Source organism: Kitasatospora sp. NPDC059088, assembly GCF_042738155.1.
Lineage (GTDB): Bacteria > Actinomycetota > Actinomycetes > Streptomycetales > Streptomycetaceae > Kitasatospora.
The window spans coordinates 48,406-66,781 of sequence record NZ_JBHYGR010000039.1 but is presented as its reverse complement, the minus strand read 5'-3'; the positions used below and the strand labels follow the sequence as shown (position 1 = coordinate 66,781).

The following is an 18,376-nucleotide window of genomic DNA, read 5'->3' as shown; positions in this document are numbered from 1 at the left end:
CGGGGCGGGCTTCGGGGGGGCCCCGGCCCCCCCCCGCCCCCCGGGGGGGCGGGGCCGCCCCCCCGCCCCCCGGGCGGCGCGGACTGCGGACTCAGAGCCGCTCGGGGACGGGGTTGCCGACCGCCTCGATGGCCCGGCGGACCGGGACCTTCACCAGGACGGCGAAACCGATCACGAAGAAGATCAGCAGCGAGATGATCGCCGAGCGGTAGCTGCCGGTGACCTGGTAGGCGAGGCCGAAGACCAGCGGGCCCATCCAGCTGGTGCCGCGGTCGCTGACCTTGTAGAGGCTGAAGTACTCGGCCTCCCGGCCGGCCGGGATCAGGTGCGAGAACAGCGAGCGCGAGAGCGCCTGGCTGCCGCCGAGCACCAGGCCGATCATGCAGGCCAGGACGTAGAACCAGACCGGCTGATGGGCCGGCATGAAGTAGCCGAGGGCCAGCGTGACCACCCAGCCGACCAGCGAGCCCAGGATGGTCTTCTTGGCGCCGTGCCGCTGGGCGATCCGGCCGAGCAGCAGGGCGCCGCCGATCGCCACGATCTGGACGATCAGCACCGCGATGACCAGGGTGCCCTGCTCCATGCCGAGTTCCTCGCTGCCGTACAGCGAGGCCTGCGAGACGACGGTCTGGATGCCGTCGTTGTAGCAGAGGAAGGCCGCCAGGTAGAGCAGCGTCAGCGGGTGCTTGCGCATGCTCTTGAGGGTGCGGCCGAGCTCGCGCAGGCTGCCGGCGGCCGGCTGGTCCGGCGCGGCCTCGGCGCGCGCCCGGACGACGCCGGCCCGGGAGGGCAGCCGCAGCATCGGGACGAGGGTGAACAGCGCCCACCACAGGCCGGCCGAGGCCAGGCAGATCCGCACGGCGGTGCCGGAGGAGAGGCCCAGCGCCTCGTGGCCCTGGAACAGCGCCAGGTTGGCGATCAGCAGCAGCCCGCCGCCCGCGTAGCCGTACGCCCAGCCCTTGGAGGAGACGGCGTCGCGCTCGTCGGGGGTGGCCAGGCCCGGGAGGTAGGCGTAGGAGAGCGCCACGGACACCGCGTACGAGATGTTGGCGACCACCAGCAGCGCGCCGCCGAGCAGGTAGCGGTCGCCGTCGAGGAAGAACATCCCCATCGTGGCGAGCGCGCCCACGTAGGCGAAGCCGCACATCAGCTCCTTGTGCCGCCCGGTGCGGTCGGCGACCGTACCGGTCAGCAGCATCGCCGCGACCGAGATCAGCACCGAGAAGGAGACCGTGTACGGGAAGAACGATCCGGCGCGGATCGCCAGGCCGAGCGGGTGCACGTCGCCGGACGCGTCGGCGGCGTTCTTCGCCACCTCGGTCAGGTACGGCCCCAGGAAGACCGTCAGGACGGTGGCCGAGAAGGCGGCGTTGGCCCAGTCGTTGATGTACCAGCCGAACTGCATCCGGCGCAGGGCACGGCCGTCGTCGGCGGCCGCCGGCGGCGACGAGACGTCGTCCGGCAGGTGGTCCGTGGTGCTCATGGGCTCCTATTTCACTGTGCTGGAGCCGGTGCTGCCGTCCGTCCAGCAGCCGCGCTCGCCGAGGACGCCCTTCAGGACGTCGATGCGATCCGCCATGATGCCATCCACACCCAGGTCGAGGAGAGACCGGATCCGTGTGGCATCGTCCACAGTCCACACGTGGACCTGCAGGCCGAGGCGGTGGGCGGCCCGGACGAAGGCCCGGTCGACCACCCTGATCCCCCGGTGCCGCTCCGGCACCTGGGCGCACAGCCCGGCGAACGGCGCCCCGCCCCGCGCCAGCGGGCCCGCCAGCGAGCGCAGCCGGAGCCGGGCCACCTCGCGCGGGCCCAGCGAGGTCGCCAGCCGGGGGCCGGCGGCGGCGCGCACGGCGGCGATCCGGCTGTCGGAGAAGCCGCCGACGCAGACCCGCTCCCAGGCGTTCGTCCGGCGGATCGCCTCGACCAGCGGCCGCACGGCGGGCGCCGCCTTCACGTCCACGTTGAACCGGGCCGCGGGGAACGCCCCGAGCAGGTCCTCCAGCAGCGGCACCGGCTCGGTGCCGCCGATCCGGGCCCGCCGGACGGTCTCCCACGGCAGCTCGGCGACCGCCCCGGCCCGGTCGGTCACCCGGTCCAGCCGGGAGTCGTGGAAGGCCACCAGCACACCGTCGGCGGTGGCGTGCACATCCGTCTCCAGGTAGCGGTAGCCCAGCGCCACGGCGGCCTCGAACGCGGCGAGCGAGTTCTCCGGGTGCCCGAGCTCACCGCCCCGGTGCGCGAAGGCCAGCGGCCCCGGGTGGTCGAGGAAGGGGTGCATGCGGTGCTCCGAGCTGCTGGGAAGGGACGCCGCGCGGCCCGCTCCGACGGCGCCTCGGGACCGCGCGCGTTACAGTATTACGCACCCTGTCAAGGAGTAACGGCTATGGGCGTCGGCTCCGGCGACGCCCCGGCAGTGACGAGCCGATGGATCTGCGCGGTCACCAGACCGGTGGGCAGGGCAGGGGCGAGCGCGGTGTCGTCGCCCTTGTAGAACACCGCGCGGTTGTCGCCGACCGCCGCGTACAGGTAGAGCCGGGTGAACCCGCCCCGGCCGTCCATCGCCCCGGTGGGCGACAGGAGACGGAAGCCGACGACCGGCACCTCCAAGGCCTGGAAGGCCACCGGCTCGACCTCCAGCGGCTCGGCGCCGGACCGGTCGTTCAACCGGAGGCTCGTGCAGCCGCCCCCGTGGACGGCGTCCCGCAGCGCCTCGAAGTCCGCCCGCGCACGGCCGCCGGGGACGCCGGCCAGCTGGACCGACGTCCGGTTGCCCAGGTTGTTGTCGCCGGTGACGTACGTGAGCCGGGCGGCATCGGCCGACTGCTCGATCATGGCGTCGAGGACCGGCGCACAGGCCGGCTTCCGCTGGGCAGCCCTGGCGATCGTCGCCACCGTGGCGTCGGACGGCGGCGCCTCGTCCTCGGTGGTGGTGCCCGGCGGCAGCTCGGCGACGGGCGCCAGCGCCGCCCGCAGCTGCTCGCCGGACAGTGGGGCGAGCGGCCGCCAGGCCGTCGCGGCCTCCGGCGGGACGGTGGCCGGCGCCTTGGGCACCGGAGCGGACGCGGTGGGCCGAACGCCCGGGTCGGCCGTGCAGCCCACCGCGAGGGCGAGCAGCGCCAGGGCCACCAGTACCGTGCGTGCGGCGTGCCGTGCCAAGGATCTCCCCCGTCTCCCGCCCTGCCGACGGTTCGCCCCTCGGAACGGGGCGGCGGCGGGCGCGGCCATTATGGCCGCGGGGTGCGGCGGTCCGCCTCGGGTTTTCCGTCCTCGAACGGTCCGGTGGCCGGGGGCCCGTCGAGCTCCTCGGTGCGGCGCAGGTCGTAGAGGTAGGACTTGCCGGCCTTCCAACTGCGCCAGGGGCCGAGCGGCGGGAACGGCCCCTGGCCCGGACGGCCGGACAGCGGCCAGCCGTTGGCGGTCCCGTCGGCGTCCACGGTGCACCAGCCCCGCTCGGGCAGCCACCGGCACCACACGTCGAGGTCGAGGCGCTTGAAGGACGGCCGCCCGTTGAACTCGCCGTCCCGGCGGTAGCGGTAGGCCAGGCCGTCCGACCGGCGCACGAACTCGATCGACACGGACGCTCCCCCTCACCGGTCAACTGCTGGACGGGAAAGGCTACGTGCCCGGGCGGTCGGGGTGCGGGGTCGGGGGGCCGCGCGGATGCTGGGGGTGGAGGTGGCGGCGGATGGGGTTGCGGCGGTTGGCGGAGGTGTCACGGGAGGTGGCGGCGGAGCCCGGGCGGCGGGCGAAGGTGGGCCGGTTGGCGGGGTGCCTGCGGGAGCTGGGCGCCGAGGAGGGGGCGGCGGCGGTGGTGCTGCTGTCGGGTGAGGCGCAGCGCTTGCGGACGGGGGTGGGGTGGGCGGCCCTGCGGGAGTTGCCGGCGCCGGCGGTGGAGGCCTCGCTGGGGGTGCGGGAGGTGGAGCGGGAGCTGGAGCGGATCGCCGGGGTGCACGGGGCGGGGGCGCAGGCCGAGCGGCGGCGGCTGCTCGCGGGTCTGTTCGGGCGGGCGACGGAGGTGGAGCAGGGGTTCCTGCGGGCGGTCCTGGTCGGGGACCTGCGGCAGGGGGCCCTGGACGCGCTGGTCGGGGACGCGGTGGCGCAGGCGGCCGGGGTGCCGGTGGCGGCGGTGCGGCGGGCGTTGATGTTCCGGGGGTCGGCGCGGGCGGTGGCGCGGGCCGCGCTGGCCGGTGGGGCGGAGGCCCTGACGGGGTTCCGCCTGGAGGTGGGGCGGCCGGTGCGGCCGATGCTGGCGGCGTCCGCACCGGACGTGGCGGCGGCGCTGGAGCGTACGGGTGCGGCGGCGCTGGAGTGGAAGCTGGACGGGATCCGGGTGCAGGTGCACCGGGACGGCGGGGAGGTCGCGGTGTTCACCCGTGGCCTGGAGGACATCACGGCGCGCGTCCCCGAGGTCGCGGAGGCGGCGCTGGCGTTGCCGTTGCGGTCGGCGGTGCTGGACGGCGAGGCGATCGCGCTGGCCGCGGACGGGCGGCCGCGTCCGTTCCAGGAGACCGCGGCGCGTACCGCCACCCGGCGGGATCCGGACCGGTTGCGGGCCGAAGTCCCGCTCAGCGTACGGTTCTTCGACCTGTTGCACCGGGACGGTGCGGACCTGGTGGACCGGCCGGGCCGGGAGCGCTGGGCGGCGCTGGCCGGGGCGGTGCCGGAGGGTCTGCGGGTGGCCCGGATCGAGACCGGGGACCGGGCGGAGGCCTCGGCGTTCTTCCGCGGGGCGCTGGCGCTCGGCCACGAGGGGGTGCTGGTGAAGGACCCGGCGGCCGGGTACGCGGCCGGGCGGCGCGGGGCGGGCTGGATCAAGGTGAAGCCCCGGCACACCCTGGACCTGGTGGTGCTGGCGGCGGAGTGGGGCAGCGGCCGGCGGCAGGGGTTCCTGAGCAATCTGCACCTGGGGGCGCGGGCGGCGGGCGAGCCGGGCCTCGGCCCGTGGGTGATGCTCGGGAAGACCTTCAAGGGGCTGACCGACGCCACGCTCGCCTGGCAGACCGCCGAGTTGCTCGCCCGGGAGGTCGACCGGGACGCCCGCACGGTGCGGGTGCGGCCGGAACTGGTCGTCGAGATCGCCTTCGACGGCCTCCAGCGCAGCCCCCGCTACCCCGCCGGGCTGGCCCTGCGGTTCGCCCGGGTGGTGCGGTACCGGCCGGACAAGAGCGCCGCCGAGGCCGACACCGTGGCCGCCGTCAGGGAGTTGGCCGCCGCCGAGGGCCTGTGAGGCCGTCCGCGCCGCCCCGTCCGACGGCCTGGCGCCGGTTGAAACGCATTGCGCGGCAAGGGCGTTCACGCAGGAGCCGAATCGGCCATTCTTGCCGATCCGTCCGCCCTACCGCTCCGTAGGCGGACCAGCGGCGGCTAGGTTGACCGTGACAACGAGAGGCGGCCGCCGGGCAGCCGGCGGCGCCCTGGCGAGAGGTGCCGACATGCAGGTGAGCGTCGACCGGGACCGTTGCTGCAGCTCCGGAATGTGTGTGATGAACGTGCCCGCGGTCTTCGACCAGGACGAGCGGGACAGTCTTGTGACTCTTCGCCAGGTCGTGCTGCTGCCCGAGCAGTTCGACGACGTCAGACTCGCCGCCGAGCTCTGCCCGGGCCGGGCGATCAGCGTCACCGAGGACGGGCCCGCCGAGGCCGAGGTCTGACGGTCCCCACCTGCGGCCCCGCAGGCCGCCGGGAGGCCTCCCTGCACCCGGCAACCCCACGAGGACACCCGCGACACGAGGAGACCCCCGCCTTGACCGCCGTACCCACCGCCCCCGCCGCACCCACCGCCCCCGCCGTCCCGCTGCTGCCGGCCCCGCACTCCAGCGGCTGCCCGTTCGGCCCGCCGCCCGTGTACACCGAGGCCGCCGCCACCGCGTCCATGACCAGGGCCGAACTCCCCGACGGCGACGCCTGCTGGCTGGTCACCGGCTACGCCGAGGTCCGCACCGTGCTGTCCGACCGCCGGTTCAGCGCCGACGTGCGCCACCCGGCTTTCCCGCTGCTGGTCGCCGGCGCCCGCGAGGAGCTGGTCACGGGCAAGCCGAACTTCCTGCGCCTCGACGACCCCGAGCACGCCCGCCAGCGCCGTATGGTCACCGGGGACTTCCTGGTCAAGCGGGTGGAAGCGCTGCGCCCGGAGATCCAGCGGATCGTGGACGAGGCACTGGACCGGATGACCGCGGGCCGGACCACGGCCGACCTGGTCACCGAGTTCGCGCTGCCGGTGCCCTCGTTGGTGATCTGCGAGCTGCTCGGCGTGCCGTACCAGGACCGCGACCGCTTCCAGGGCCTGAGCCGCACCCTGCTCAGCCGGGACAGCACCGTGGAGGAGCTCCGGGTGGCCCAGGACGAGGTCCAGGACTACCTGCGCGACCTGACGGCCCGCAAGCGCGCGCAACCGGAGGACGACGTCCTGAGCCGGCTCGCGGCGCGGGACGACCTGAGCCCGGACGACGTGGCCGGCACGGGCGTGCTGCTGCTGGTCGCCGGGCACGAGACCACGGCGAACATGATCGCGCTGTCCACCGCGCTGCTGCTGGAGCACCCGGAGCAGGTCGCCAGGCTCGCCGACCCGGCCGCGCTGCCGGGCGCGGTGGAGGAGCTGCTGCGGCTGCTGACCATCGTGCACACCGGGCTGCCCCGGGTGGCGGTGGAGGACGTGGAGCTGGGCGGGGTCACGGTCCGGGCCGGGGAGGGCGTGATCGCGATGCTGTCCACGGCCAACCGGGAGGAGGCGGTGTTCGGCGGCGCCGGGCACCGGTCGACGGACGAGCTGGACCTGGACCGGGACGCCCGGCGGCACCTGGCCTTCGGCTTCGGCGTGCACCAGTGCCTGGGCCAGCCGCTGGCCCGCGCCGAGCTGCAGATCGCCCTTGAGACGCTGTTCCGGCGGCTGCCGGGGCTGCGGCCGGCCGGGGAGCGCGCGTTCCGCACCGAGTCGTTCATCTACGGGATGCGGTCGTTGCCCGTGACCTGGTGATCCTGCGCGGCGGCGGTCCTGCACTCCGGTGATCCTGCGCCCCGGTGCCCGCCGCCCGGCGGCCCCCGGCCGCCGGCCGCCGGGTGCGCGGGTCACCCGGCTGGCCCCGGCGCCGGGGCGGGGGCAGGCTGGAGGGGCGAGGGACAGACCCGGCCCGACCGCGCCCGCGTCCGGGCGCGCCGGGGCCGGCCGAGGAGACGGAGCCCGCGATGACCGACATGAGCGAACGCTCCGCAGTGAGCACCGACCGCGAGGAGGACGTCCGGGCCGCCGATCCGGAGGAGGGCGTCACCTCGATGCAGAACCTGCACGCACAGGACACCTCCCAGGCGGAGGGCGACCCCATCCTGGACGAACCCGGCGCGAGGGGCCCGGACCGGGCCTGACCGTCCGCCACACCGATCCGACCGCCCGGCGGTACCGGGCGGTCCTTGTGACCGCAGGTGTCGCTGCCCGGATGGTGGCGCACCGGCGGGGGAGGATAGGCGCATGACCGAACACGATCAAACCGACCGGCAGACCCGGCCGCCCGCGGACCCGCGCACCTCGTGGGCGACCTGGACCACCCAGTCGATCATCAGCGGCCCCGGCGGGGTCACCACCACCGAGGTCGGCCCCATCTCCGGCGACCTCACCGTGCACACCACGTGGGTGGACGGCGAGGCGCGGCTGACCGTCCAGTACACCGGGGCGCTGGACTGGTACACGGTGTCCGGCAGCCCGGTCGCCGCGACGGACGAGAGCACCGCGCGGGCCGTCCACCAGGCGATGGTGAACGGCGTCAAGACGGGGCACGGAGCGGTCGCCCCGCCACCGGCCCTCGGCGGCTGACCGCACCCCCGTACGGAACGGGACGGCCCCCGGCGCGCAACGGCGCGGCCCCCGCGTCCGGCCGACCGGGCACGGGGGCCGGACATTCGGGCCGGACACTCGGGTCGGACGCGGGGCTCGGACACGCGGGGGCGCGGCTGCCGCTACTCGGTGATCTCCACCCCGCGCCAGAAGGCCACCCGCCCCCGGACGTGCTCCGCCTCCGGCTTCGGGTCGGCGTAGTACCAGGCGGCGTCCGGGTTGGCCTGCCCGGCCACCTCCACCGTGTAGTAGTTCGCCGTGCCCTTCCAGCTGCACACCGTGGTGGTGTCGGAGGGCCGCAGGAACTCGGCCCGGACCGCCTCCCACGGGAAGTAGTGGTTGCCCTCGACGAGGACGGTGTCCTCGCTCTCGGCGACGACGGTGCCCTGCCAAATCGCTGTGGTCATGGGCCGATTGTGCCGCACGGGCGCGCCCGCGACCCGCGCTTCGGGGGGATCGCGCGGCTCGGCGGCTCGGGACGTCCGAGGCGGTTCAGGGCAGCGGGTGGGCGTGCACCGGCAGGTGCGGGGTCTGGTGGCCGCCGCTGGCGAGCATCCGGACCTCCCCGGCCTCGCTGATCTCGGCCCGGACGATCCCGCTGGCGTCCTCGTAGACGGGGTGCCCGCCCGGGCCCTTGGCGCTGGTCCGGACGACCACGACCACGTCCTGCGGGGCCTGGGTGCCGGGTGTGCCGGGGAAGGTGAGGGCGTAACGGTCGACGGGTTTCATCGGCGGATCCTGCTCCTCGCGTCTCAGACGGTCGTCCCGGCGGCACGGGCGTGCGAGCCCCGCACCTCCAGCTCGTCGAGCAGCCGGGCGGTGGCCTCGGCGACCGCGTCCACGGCCCGGTCGAAGGCCTCCCGGTTGTGGGCCGCCGGTGCACGGAAACCGGACACCTTGCGGACGTACTGCAGCGCGGCGGCGTGGAAGTCCTCCTCGCCGGCGTCGGGCGTGACGGGCGGGCGCAGCGTCTTGATGTTGCGGCACATGAACCCAGTCTTGCGCGCGGGGGCCGCCGAGGCGAGCCCCCTGCTCCGCACGCCCCCGATTCGTCACACGGGCCTCACGGGGACGTCATCCGGGCCGATTAGGATTCTCGACGAACGAATTCCCTCGCCACGCACCCGCCGCGCACCCCGCCGCCCGAACCGCCCGCACCCGCCACGCACCCGCCACGCACCCGCCGGGCGCGGGCATCACCCCGGAGTCACCCCTTGCCTCTCGCGCTGTTCGCGCTGGCCGTCACCGCTTTCGCCATCGGGACCACCGAATTCGCCGCCATGGGGCTGCTCCCCCAGGTCGCCGACAGTCTGCACGTCTCCATCCCGCAGGCGGGCTGGCTGATCTCCGCGTACGCGCTGGGGGTGGTGGTCGGCGCGCCGCTGCTCACCGCGCTGGCCGCCGGGAAGCCCCGCAAGGCGGTGCTGGTGGCGCTGGCCGGGCTGTTCGCGACCGGCAACCTGCTGTGCGCGCTGGCCCCCGACTTCTGGACGCTGGCCGCCGCGCGGCTGATCACCGGGCTGCCGCACGGCGCGTTCTTCGGCGCCGGGGCGGTGGCCGCCGCCGAGCTGGTGGCGCCGGACCGGCGGGCCCGGGCGGTCGCGGTGATGTTCTCCGGGCTGACCGTCGCCAACATCGTCGGCGTCCCGGCCGCGACCCTGCTCGGCCAGCACCTGGGCTGGCGGGCGACCATGCTGGTGGTGGTGGTGATCGCCGCCGCCGGGACGCTCGCCATCGCCCGGCTGGTGCCGGCCCTCCCCTCCCCCGGCCAGTCCGGGCTCCGGCACGAGCTGCGGGCCTTCCGCAGCGGGCAGCTGTGGCTGGCGCTGGCCACCGTGATGGTCGGCTGCGGCGGGATGTTCGCCTGCTACAGCTACATCGCGCCGCTGCTCACCGAGGTCTCCGGGTACGCGACCGGTTCGGTGACCGGGGTGCTGGCGCTGTTCGGGGTGGGGATGACGCTCGGCAACGTGATCGGCGGGTTCGCCGCCGACCGGGCGCTGCGGCCGACCGTCTGCGTCTCCTTCCTGCTGCTCTCGGCGACGCTCGCGCTGTTCGCGGTGACCGCGCACGCCCGCTGGTCGGCGGCCGTCACGGTGGTGCTGATCGGCCTGTTCGGCTTCGCGATCGTCCCGGCGGTGCAGACCCTGGTGCTGCAGAAGGCGCGCAGCGCGCCCACCCTGGCCTCGGCGACGGTGCAGGGCGCGTTCAACCTGGCCAACGCCCAGGGGGCCTACTTCGGCGGGCTGGCCCTGGCCGCCGGGCTCGGCTGGACCTCGCCGACCCTGGTGGGCGCCGGCCTGGCCGCGGCCGGCGCCGTGGTCGCGGTGCTGGCCTGGGCGGCCGACCGGCGCCCGCCCGCCCCGGTCCCGGTGGAACCGTCGGCGGAGCGGACGGGCGTGCCACTGACGCCGGCCACGACCCCGGCCTCGGCGCCGACCCCGTAGGAGTCAGCCGCGGCGCAGCGCGGTGAGCTCCGTCGGGGCGGCGCCGCGCCACCAGGTGGGGTCGGCGGAGCCGTCGGTGGTGCGTCCGTCGCGGTGGACGTAGTGCCGGACGTCGCGGCCAGGGTCGGCGAACTCGCCGGCCAGGGCGCGCTCCAGCCACTCCGCGCCGAAGCGGAAGGCCTCGGCGGCCACCCCGCCGAGCGGGTGGAACTCGTCCTCGTAGACCCGCAGCTCCTTCGGGGCCCGGACCCGCTCGAAGCTCGCCAGGGCCTGGGTGAGGTCGGTGAGCTCGTCGAACTCGCCGATCCCGTAGAGCACCGGGCAGGTGATCTCGGCCACCAGGTCGCCGAGCGGCATGCGGTGGGCGAGGTCGCGGTCGAAGGCCTCCTCGTCGGTGTACCCGGCCATGTACATGTAGTTGTTCTTGAAGGTCGGCTGGGCCCGCTCGAAGATCGTCGCGAAGTCCCCGGTGACGGCCTCGAAGGCGGCGAGCGCGGCGATCCGGCGGTCGGTGGCGGCGGCCCGGGAGCCCCAGTAGCCGCTCATCGAGATGCCGAACATGCCGATCCGCTCGGCGTCGACCTCCGGGAGCTCGGCCAGGTGGTCGAGGTAGCGGCCGATCGCCCGCTCGTAGTTGCCGAGGTCGACGGTCAGCCCGCCGGCCCGGGTCTGGCCCTGGCCGGGGCCCTCGATGGAGAGCGCGACGATGCCGCGGGAGGTGTAGTAGCGCTCGGCCGCCCAGATGTAGTCCTCCTTGATCATGTCCATCCCGGGGCCGAGGATGACGGCGGGCGCGTTCTCGACCCGCCCGGCGGGCAGGTGCAGCAGGGCGTGGATCGTCGAGCCCTCGAAGTCCAGCACCACCCGGCGGACCCGGCCGTCGCGCAGGGCGCCCAGGCGGTCCACGCAGTGGTCGGCGTGGGCGCGCAGCACCGCCTTGCGCGGGTCGGTGGCGTCGAAGATCGAGTACTGCGCCCGGCCCCACATGACGGCGGCCCGCAGGTAGAGGTCGGCGGCGGTCTGCGCGAAGCCCGCGCGCTCGTGGTGGGCGGCGCGCTCCTCGGCCTGGCCGGCCACCGTCGCCCACGCCTTGGGCAGCATGGCACCGCTCCTGACCAGGGCGAAGACCTTGGCGAAGTCGGTGTGGTCGTGGCCGAGCTGCTCCATGGTCCCGACGGCCTCGGGGTGCAGCGCGTCGAAGCCGCCCTGGGCGAGGGCGATGTCCAGGGCCCAGTTCTGGCCGGTCGAACGAATGGTCATGACGGTCTCCTCCTGGAGCGGTGTAGATAAGTACTTAGCGAGTAAGTACTTATCCATTAAGTACTGAGGCTAGTCTGTTGTCAACCCGCCGAGGAGGAACCCACCATGACGACCGCACCGCCGCCCGCGCCCGAACGCGCCCAGGCACTCGACCGCCTGGCCCGCGCCGCCTACCGGCTCAGCGCCGCGGACTCCCGGCTGCGCGGGCGCGCCACCCGCACCCCGGGCGCCCTGTCCCTCACCCACGCCCGCGCCCTGCGCACCCTGGCCGAGCGGGGGCCGCTCAGCATCACCCAGCTCGCCGCCGGCACCGAGACCACCGGCCCGGCCACCACCCAGCTGGTGAACGGCCTGGTCAACGCCGGCTACGTCACCCGCACCCGCCCGCCCGAGGACAAGCGGTCCGTCCTGGTCGCCCTCACCGAGGACGGCCGGGCCCGGCACGAGCAGCGCCAGGCCGCTCTGGCCGAGGCCCTGCACGCCGACCTCGACGACTACGACGAGGAGGCCCTGGACCGGGCCGCCGAGGTGCTGCGCCGGCTGTCCGCCGTCTACGACCGGCTGTAGCGGCGGACCGCCGACGCGGCGTGCCTAGACCTCCCGGTGCGCCTCGGCGAGGAGCAGGTAGCCCTCGCCGTTGGCCTTGATCCCGGCCCGCTCCTCCTCCGTCAGCTCCCGACGGACCTTGGCCGGGACCCCCGCGACCAGCGAGCCGGGCGGGACGTCCATCCCCTGGGTCACCACCGCGCCCGCCGCGACCAGCGAACCGCCGCCGATCCGGGCGCCGTTGAGGACGGTGGCGTTCATCCCGACCAGGACGTCGTCCTCGACGGTGCAGCCGTGCAGCACCGCGTTGTGGCCGACCGAGACCCGCTCGCCGACCACCAGCGGGAAGCCGGGGTCGGCGTGCAGGGTGCAGTTGTCCTGGATGTTGCTGCCCGTGCCGACGGCGATCGACTCGGCGTCGCCGCGCAGCACCGCGCCGTACCAGACGCTCGCCCCGGCGGCGACGCTGACGTCCCCGACCACGACGGCGTTCGGCGCGAGGAAGGCGCCCGGGTCGACGGCGGGCACCTTGCCCCCGACGGTGGCGATCAGCGGCTCTGCCATGACTGGTCCTCCTGGTGGTGATCGGCTGCACTGTCGCCGGTCAGCGTAGGGGGAGGGTCAGGGCGCGGGGAGGGCGAGGTCGGGGGCGAGGCCGGGAGCGGGAGCGGCAGGCGACTGCTGCGGGCCGCACAGGGCGGTGGCGGTCAGCCGGTTCCAGGCGGCGTTGGCGGCCGTCCCGTCGCCGACGTCGTAGGCGGTGACGACGGAGGCGAACTGGCGCCTGCCGTCCGCCGAGCCGAGCATCAGGGTGTTGTACCCGGGGATGCCGCCGGCGTGGCCCCAGAAGGTGCCGCACGGGGTGTCCACCCGCTGGAGGCCGAGGCCGTAGCCGCGGCCCCCGCCGGTCGCGGTGGTCCGCTGCATCTCGGCCAGTTCGGCCGGGGGCAGCAACCGGCCGCCGAGCAGCGCTCCGAGGAAGGTGGTGAGGTCGGCGGTGGTGGAGATGCCGGCGCCGGCGGACCCGGCCATCGAGGGGTCGAGCAGGGTGACGTCCACCGGGCCTTCGGCGGTCTTGAGGTAGCCGTGGGCGTGCGGGCCCGGGACGAAGGGCGAGTTGCCGGGCATCGAGGTGCCGGTGAGGTGCAGCGGGCGGATGATCCGGCGGGTGACCTCCTGCTGCCAGCTGTGTCCGGTGAGCTTCTCGATGATCATCCCGACCAGCACGAAGTTGGTGTTGGAGTAGGCCCAGTCCTGGCCGGGCGGGAAGGCCGGCGGGTACGTGTTCGCGATGTCGACCAGGTCCTGGAGGGAGTAGGGCCGGAAGCGGCGGCCGTTCAGCCAGCCCTCGTCGGTGGACTCGAAGGCCGGGTCCTGGGTGTAGTTGGCGACGCCGCTCGTGTGGTCGAGCAGTTGCCGGACGGTGATCGCGGCGCTGTTGGGCACCACGCCGGGCAGCAGGCACTCCAGCCGGTCGTCGAGGTCCAGCCGGTGTTCGCCGACGAGTTGGAGCAGGGTGGTGGCGACGAAGGTCTTGGTGGCGCTGCCGATCCGGAACCGGCCCTCGGGGTCGGCGGGGCCACCGCTGCCGAGGTCGGCGACACCGGTGGCGTTGCGCCACTCCAGCCGGCCGTCCTCCCGGACGGCGGCCAGGGCGGAGGTGGCGTAGCCCGGGCCGGTGAGGCCGGCCAGGGCCGCGTCCGCGGCGGCCCAGTCGGCCCGGCCGGCGGCGGAGTCCGTCCGGTCGGCCGGGTCGGCGGCGGTGAGGTGGAGGGCGCCGCGGCAGTCGGCGGCCGGGCGCGGTGCGGCGGGTGCGGCGAGGGCTGCCGGGGCGAGGGTGGCGAGCAGGCCCGCGGCCGCGGTGGCCGTGACGGCGGCGCGCAGCAGCGGACGACGGAGCCTCCGGACCGGGGCGGTCGGATCGGCGGTCATGCCGGTCTCCCTGGGTCAGGGCGCCGGAGCGTCAACTCCGACTGTTTCCATGGGCCTTGACACCATGGCAGGACCGGTCCGCAGCCGTCGTCAGCCTCCCGGAGGGCCCGCTACCCCGACCGTGGCCCGGGGCCGTACCCCGAGAGGTCTCGGGGTACGGCCGGGGGCCGGGCCCAGGACGGGCCCTCGCGGTGGGTCAGGACACCGGGGCCTTGGTGCGCAGGACCTCGATGAAGGCGCGCAGCCAGGCCGGGTGGTCGGGCCAGGCGCGGGCCGAGACGACCACGCCGTCCACCACCGCCTCGCCCTCCACGAACTCGGCGCCCGCCGCCTTGATGTCCGGGGCGAGCGCGGGGTAGGCGGAGGTGCGGCGGCCGTCGAGCACCCCGGCGGCGGCGGTGATCAGCGGGCCGTGGCAGATCTGCGCGACGGGCTTGTCCCCGGCGAAGAAGTGCCGGGCGATCCGCTGCACGTCCGGGTCGTTGCGCAGGTACTCGGGCGCGCGGCCGCCGGGGATCACCAGGGCGACGTAGTCGGCCGGGTCGACGTCGGCGAAGGCGAGGTCGGCGGGCCAGGTGTACCCGGGCTTCTCCGTGTAGAGCGAGTATACAGTCGTCTACCTCGCTCCCACCTGGGAAGATCCAGCGAGGTCATCGGTTACGCGCCCCTGTGTCCAGACGTTGACCTCGGTGATGACCCGCGGATATGTGGGCAGGTCACCAACTACGCACTCGCGGCGTCAGCGCGGAGGCCAGAGGCTGGAGCAGGACGCCGGATGCGCGGAAAGGCCCCCGTTCTGCGACAGTGTGAACAGTCACAGAACGAGGGCCGGGGGTTGGGGCGGACGAACTCGCTGTCGCCGGTCAGGCCGCAGTTGCTGGTCCGAAGGACCTTCCGCGGTGCAGGGGCGTGATCCCGAGCGTCAGACGCCGAAGATGTCCTTGAAGACAGCGACGGGTCCGTACAGGCCGGTGAGCATGAGGGCGGATGCCGCGTCCATCTTGGCCGGCGGAGGGGTGGGCGTCCACGGGGCGATCGTCCAGGTCTGGCCGGGACCACCCTTGGTCTTGCCGACCAGGGAACCGTCCTTGTCGGTCCAGTAGGTCCGCTCGGAGGGCACGGTCTTGCTGTCCGCGCCGTAGATGTAGGTGCCGTCGTACGTCCACCGGTAGGTGATGTCCTCGCTGCGGTCGGCACCGCAGCCGCGCATGTACGTCGACGCGCTGGCCAACGCCGTAGGGTCGGACACCTCGGCCGGAGGGCGGATTCCTTCCTCGGCGGCCGCGGCGAGGTAGGCGAACGGCCCCGGAACCGTCTCATCGCCGTGCCTGCCCGCCGCATGACACGCGACGTCGGCACAGACGCGGTGCCACGCCACCAAGTCCTCCGCCGCCCACGAGGCGGTCATCCGGGCCCTGAGCGCCTCCGCAGCCTTCGCGTCCACCTCCATCAGCATCTTCACCATGTCCTCATGGCGCCTTGCCTGCTCGGCCTTGAAGTCTTCGGGGATCAACCCGGCGAACTTCTTCTTCAGGTCCTCCGACATGCTGTTCAGCGTGCCCGCGAACGCCCGGGAGTAGCGGTCCAACTCCTCCTTGGCGTCGACATAGAGGTTGGAGTGCATCCACACGCAGTAGTTGCCGATGTTCTGGTACTCACCGACAGGGAAGCTGACGACCTGCTCGTTGCTGCTACCGAACCACCAGGCGGTCGCCGGGCTGTTGTCGACCGGGCCGAGTTCGAGGCTTGGATTCTTGGTTACGTACTGGAGGTACTTGGTGCCCTCCTTGTGGTCGCTGACGTCCTCCGTCTTGCCCAGCCGGACCCGGACGCAGCGGCCGGTCTCACTGTTGACGATGGTGAAGTTACCGTCGGGAAAATTTGACATGCCCGCAGTATTGGAGCCTGGACGCAGCTGTACGGGCACAGGCGATGTTCTTCACTCATAAGAGTGAAGATGGCCCATTCTCGGGAGGGCAGGGGTCCGAGAGGGCCCTGCCCGTCCCGTCGGGGGATTTGCTACCCCGGGATCGGCCGGGGCTCGGCGACCTTGTGCGGAACCTGGTCACGCGCGCGGAAGCCGAAGCTGACGAGGGTGACGCTCTCGCCGACGCTGAGGGGCGTCCGGCCGTGCGGCGTGAGCGCACCGTCGAAGACGACGCAGTCACCCGGGCCGAGATCGCATTCGAGGTAACCGTCGACGGTGATGAAGACGGTGGTGCTGACCCGGGGGGCGCTGGTGGGCCGTTCGTGCTTGAGGCACAGGATCAGGTTGGCCTCGCCGAAGCCGGGCTCGTCCACGTGGAAGTCGAGGAACTGCCCTTCCTCCAGATAGGCGATGTAGACGCCGGTGTGGGGCTGCTCGACGTCCAGGCCGGTTGAGCGCCCCACGACCGCAGTGAGATCGACCTGCTCGGTGAAGTGATGCGCGGCGTCGCCGACAGCGGCGTTCCACTTGCCGTTGTGGAGGTACCCGTCAGCGGTGATGGCCTTCTCCGCCTCCTCAGCCATCGCGGTGAGCAGGTCTGCAGGGAACGACTGATCGCGCCGGTGGCGCAGGTGGCGCGGGGCCACACGCTGCTGTGACGTGAGCCCGCGGACAGCGTCCCGCAGAGCGGGGAAGTCCCCGGCCCATCGGGCGGGCGTCCGGGCCGTGGTGCGTGACTGGAGCCATCCGGTCCATTGGCCAGGTGTGGTGGGGTCTGCCGTCACTGCGCCGGCCTGGCTGATCAGCAGCTCGACCCGGTCGAGCGCGGCCTGCGTGGACTCGACCAGTTCGGCGTCCCCTTTGGCGATCCGCAGCCGCAGCGCTTCTTGCAGGTGGCCCTGCGCGCCCGCGAGGTCGCCGCGCTCCATGAGGTGCTTGCCGGTGTGCTGGAGGGCGAAGTCCACGAGCTCCGGGTGCCGACTCCGCGCGGTGTTCAGGGCGCTGCGGTACAGCGCGTCCGCGCTCTGGGGGTCCCCGGCGTAGCGGTGCGCGTCGCCAAGGTTGAGCCCGGTGGCGACGACGGCCCTGCTGTTGCCGATCGTCGCGGCAATGTCGAGCGACTGCCGGAGGAACGTCCGGGCCTCGTCGTGGTTACCAAGGCACATCTGAGCGATGCCGATCCATCTGGTCAGGACCCGGGTACGGGCGGAGTCGCTCCCTTCGGGCAGGGTCCGCAGTTCCTCGCGGAGTCGGCCGACGGCGGCGGTCAGCTCGTTCCGGTCGGTAGGGACCATCCGCAGGTTGTCGTCGTGGGTGATGAGGTGATCCAGCACGTGGCTCTCCGTCGGTGGGTTGCGCTCAGCGTGGCACTACAGCTGGTCGGTCTGGTGGCGCAGGTCGTCCAGCAACTCCAGGCCGTGGGGGGTGAAGTGCTCCCGCAGGAGTTCGAGTTCGCGCATGAGATAACGGACGGCCGGCAGGCCCTCGTCGTAGGCGCTCTGGAGGCTGGTGCGCTCATCGGGCGTGAGGTCGCTGCGGCGCAGTTCGATCTGGCGGAAGCGCAGCAGCTGGTTGTAGACGCAGGTCGCGTGGAAGGCCCGGTCGATCTCCCAGTACTGGTTGCGGTCCTCGCCCTGTCCGGCCCGCCACCTGATCTCGATCTTGGGTGAGGTCTTGGACGAGTACCCGTCGGCGAAGACCTGGTGCTGGAGGACGTGGAAGCTGATCGACTGGTGGGTGCCCTCGTGCAGCAGGTTCTCCGCCAGGTAGAGGGGAGAGGGCTGCTCGCTGACGGTGTTCGGCGGAATGTGGCGGGCCGCCTTGTCGGAGAACACGATGACGTACGGGAGCGCCGGGTCGCTGGAGCTGGTCAGCGAGGACGCGCGGACGCCGGGCTTGAGGCCCATCCACAGCAGCCCCCGGACGAATTCGCGCACGCGGGCGAATCCCTCGGGGTGGACCAGCGACAGGCGGTCCAGGGCCTGGGTCAGCGCCGCGCGGCGCTCGTCGGTGTGGGCCACGATCTCGTAGTCCGCGAGGTTGATCTCATCGGCGATCTCGGCGGGAAGCTCGGCGTCGAACCAGTCGAAGCTGGCTCCGGCCACGGTCACGGGTTCGCTGCGCAGCATGCGGGCGTGCTCGGCGAACGGGGTTCCCGTCTTCACCAGGCGCTCCATCAGGGCGAAGGGCATGGCCAGCTCGGCGCCCTGCTCGCGGAGCCGGATCAGGTCCGGGTCCTTTCGGTCGAGGTCGAAGAAGGAGCCGGTGGGGACGCAGGTGGCGATGGTGGTCTTCAATGCGGACTCTCCTTGATCGGGATGTGTGGGAGGGAAGGGCGGGGGGGCGGGGGGGGGGGTTGCGGCGCCCCCCCGCGCCTCCCGCGCATGTACGGCCGCCCCTGGCGGCAGCGGACCTAACCCCCGGCGCCGCCCGGGG

Annotated in this window: 20 protein-coding genes and 1 pseudogene; 7 read left to right on the top strand and 14 right to left on the bottom strand. The window is 73.7% G+C overall.

Annotation, left to right across the window (positions count from 1 at the left end; all coding sequences use genetic code 11):
* Positions 1-91: 91 nt before the first annotated feature.
* From ACFWXO_RS19550 to ACFWXO_RS19535, 4 genes are all read right to left on the bottom strand, one after another.
* Positions 92-1,483: an MFS transporter gene (locus ACFWXO_RS19550; RefSeq protein ID WP_380525123.1), complete on the bottom strand. Its 1,392-nt coding sequence runs from the start codon at positions 1,481-1,483 to the stop codon at positions 92-94.
* 6 nt (positions 1,484-1,489) lie between these two features.
* Positions 1,490-2,281 (bottom strand): glycerophosphodiester phosphodiesterase, encoded by a 792-nt coding sequence (locus ACFWXO_RS19545; protein WP_380525122.1) that lies wholly within the window; start codon positions 2,279-2,281, stop codon positions 1,490-1,492.
* Positions 2,282-2,370: 89 nt separating this feature from the next.
* Positions 2,371-3,159, bottom strand: coding sequence for a hypothetical protein (locus ACFWXO_RS19540; protein WP_380525120.1), 789 nt, complete (start codon positions 3,157-3,159; stop codon positions 2,371-2,373).
* A gap of 68 nt (positions 3,160-3,227) precedes the next feature.
* Positions 3,228-3,578, bottom strand: a complete 351-nt coding sequence (locus ACFWXO_RS19535; protein WP_380525118.1) for a hypothetical protein — start codon at positions 3,576-3,578, stop codon at positions 3,228-3,230.
* A gap of 110 nt (positions 3,579-3,688) precedes the next feature.
* Between ACFWXO_RS19535 and ACFWXO_RS19530 the strand changes: the two genes are divergently transcribed.
* From ACFWXO_RS19530 to ACFWXO_RS19510, 5 genes are all read left to right on the top strand, one after another.
* Positions 3,689-5,230: an ATP-dependent DNA ligase gene (locus tag ACFWXO_RS19530; protein ID WP_380525117.1), complete on the top strand. Its 1,542-nt coding sequence runs from the start codon at positions 3,689-3,691 to the stop codon at positions 5,228-5,230.
* Between the two features lie 205 nt (positions 5,231-5,435).
* A complete protein-coding gene (locus tag ACFWXO_RS19525; RefSeq protein WP_380525115.1) occupies positions 5,436-5,654 on the top strand; it encodes a ferredoxin in 219 nt (72 codons plus the stop codon).
* Positions 5,655-5,746: 92 nt separating this feature from the next.
* Entirely contained in the window at positions 5,747-6,976 is a 1,230-nt protein-coding gene (locus ACFWXO_RS19520) for a cytochrome P450 (protein WP_380525114.1), read from the top strand.
* Between the two features lie 209 nt (positions 6,977-7,185).
* Entirely contained in the window at positions 7,186-7,362 is a 177-nt protein-coding gene (locus ACFWXO_RS19515) for a hypothetical protein (protein ID WP_380402469.1), read from the top strand.
* A gap of 103 nt (positions 7,363-7,465) precedes the next feature.
* Positions 7,466-7,807, top strand: a complete 342-nt coding sequence (locus tag ACFWXO_RS19510) for a hypothetical protein (RefSeq protein WP_380525113.1) — start codon at positions 7,466-7,468, stop codon at positions 7,805-7,807.
* Between the two features lie 143 nt (positions 7,808-7,950).
* Here the strand turns inward: ACFWXO_RS19510 and ACFWXO_RS19505 are convergent, their stop codons facing one another.
* The 3 genes from ACFWXO_RS19505 to ACFWXO_RS19495 form a co-directional block, all read right to left on the bottom strand.
* Positions 7,951-8,235 (bottom strand): DUF427 domain-containing protein, encoded by a 285-nt coding sequence (locus ACFWXO_RS19505; RefSeq protein ID WP_380525112.1) that lies wholly within the window; start codon positions 8,233-8,235, stop codon positions 7,951-7,953.
* 85 nt (positions 8,236-8,320) lie between these two features.
* A complete protein-coding gene (locus tag ACFWXO_RS19500) occupies positions 8,321-8,557 on the bottom strand; it encodes a DUF6296 family protein (protein WP_360230768.1) in 237 nt (78 codons plus the stop codon).
* Between the two features lie 23 nt (positions 8,558-8,580).
* Positions 8,581-8,817 carry a DUF2277 domain-containing protein gene (locus ACFWXO_RS19495; RefSeq protein WP_380525111.1) on the bottom strand — a complete coding sequence of 79 codons (237 nt, stop codon included), beginning with the start codon at positions 8,815-8,817 and terminating at the stop codon, positions 8,581-8,583.
* A 225-nt stretch (positions 8,818-9,042) separates the two neighbouring features.
* Between ACFWXO_RS19495 and ACFWXO_RS19490 the strand changes: the two genes are divergently transcribed.
* Complete coding sequence (locus ACFWXO_RS19490) at positions 9,043-10,275, top strand: MFS transporter (RefSeq protein WP_380525110.1); 1,233 nt, start codon at positions 9,043-9,045, stop codon at positions 10,273-10,275.
* Between the two features lie 3 nt (positions 10,276-10,278).
* On the opposite strand, the gene ACFWXO_RS19485 is transcribed toward ACFWXO_RS19490, so the two are convergent.
* Positions 10,279-11,535, bottom strand: coding sequence for an alpha/beta hydrolase (locus ACFWXO_RS19485; protein WP_380525109.1), 1,257 nt, complete (start codon positions 11,533-11,535; stop codon positions 10,279-10,281).
* 105 nt (positions 11,536-11,640) lie between these two features.
* On the opposite strand from ACFWXO_RS19485, the gene ACFWXO_RS19480 reads away from it, so the two are divergent.
* Positions 11,641-12,102 (top strand): MarR family transcriptional regulator, encoded by a 462-nt coding sequence (locus tag ACFWXO_RS19480; RefSeq protein ID WP_380525108.1) that lies wholly within the window; start codon positions 11,641-11,643, stop codon positions 12,100-12,102.
* A gap of 24 nt (positions 12,103-12,126) precedes the next feature.
* Here the strand turns inward: ACFWXO_RS19480 and ACFWXO_RS19475 are convergent, their stop codons facing one another.
* The 6 genes and pseudogenes from ACFWXO_RS19475 to ACFWXO_RS19450 form a co-directional block, all read right to left on the bottom strand.
* Complete coding sequence (locus ACFWXO_RS19475) at positions 12,127-12,645, bottom strand: gamma carbonic anhydrase family protein (protein ID WP_380525107.1); 519 nt, start codon at positions 12,643-12,645, stop codon at positions 12,127-12,129.
* 57 nt (positions 12,646-12,702) lie between these two features.
* A complete protein-coding gene (locus ACFWXO_RS19470; protein WP_380525106.1) occupies positions 12,703-14,013 on the bottom strand; it encodes a serine hydrolase domain-containing protein in 1,311 nt (436 codons plus the stop codon).
* A gap of 196 nt (positions 14,014-14,209) precedes the next feature.
* Positions 14,210-14,620: pseudogene (locus ACFWXO_RS19465) on the bottom strand (DJ-1/PfpI/YhbO family deglycase/protease); the annotation flags it as partial.
* Between the two features lie 315 nt (positions 14,621-14,935).
* Positions 14,936-15,901 carry an OmpH family outer membrane protein gene (locus ACFWXO_RS19460; protein WP_380525105.1) on the bottom strand — a complete coding sequence of 322 codons (966 nt, stop codon included), beginning with the start codon at positions 15,899-15,901 and terminating at the stop codon, positions 14,936-14,938.
* Positions 15,902-16,032: 131 nt separating this feature from the next.
* Positions 16,033-17,274, bottom strand: a complete 1,242-nt coding sequence (locus ACFWXO_RS19455; RefSeq protein ID WP_380525104.1) for a tetratricopeptide repeat protein — start codon at positions 17,272-17,274, stop codon at positions 16,033-16,035.
* Positions 17,275-17,310: 36 nt separating this feature from the next.
* Positions 17,311-18,237, bottom strand: a complete 927-nt coding sequence (locus ACFWXO_RS19450) for a hypothetical protein (protein WP_380525103.1) — start codon at positions 18,235-18,237, stop codon at positions 17,311-17,313.
* Positions 18,238-18,376: the final 139 nt, after the last annotated feature.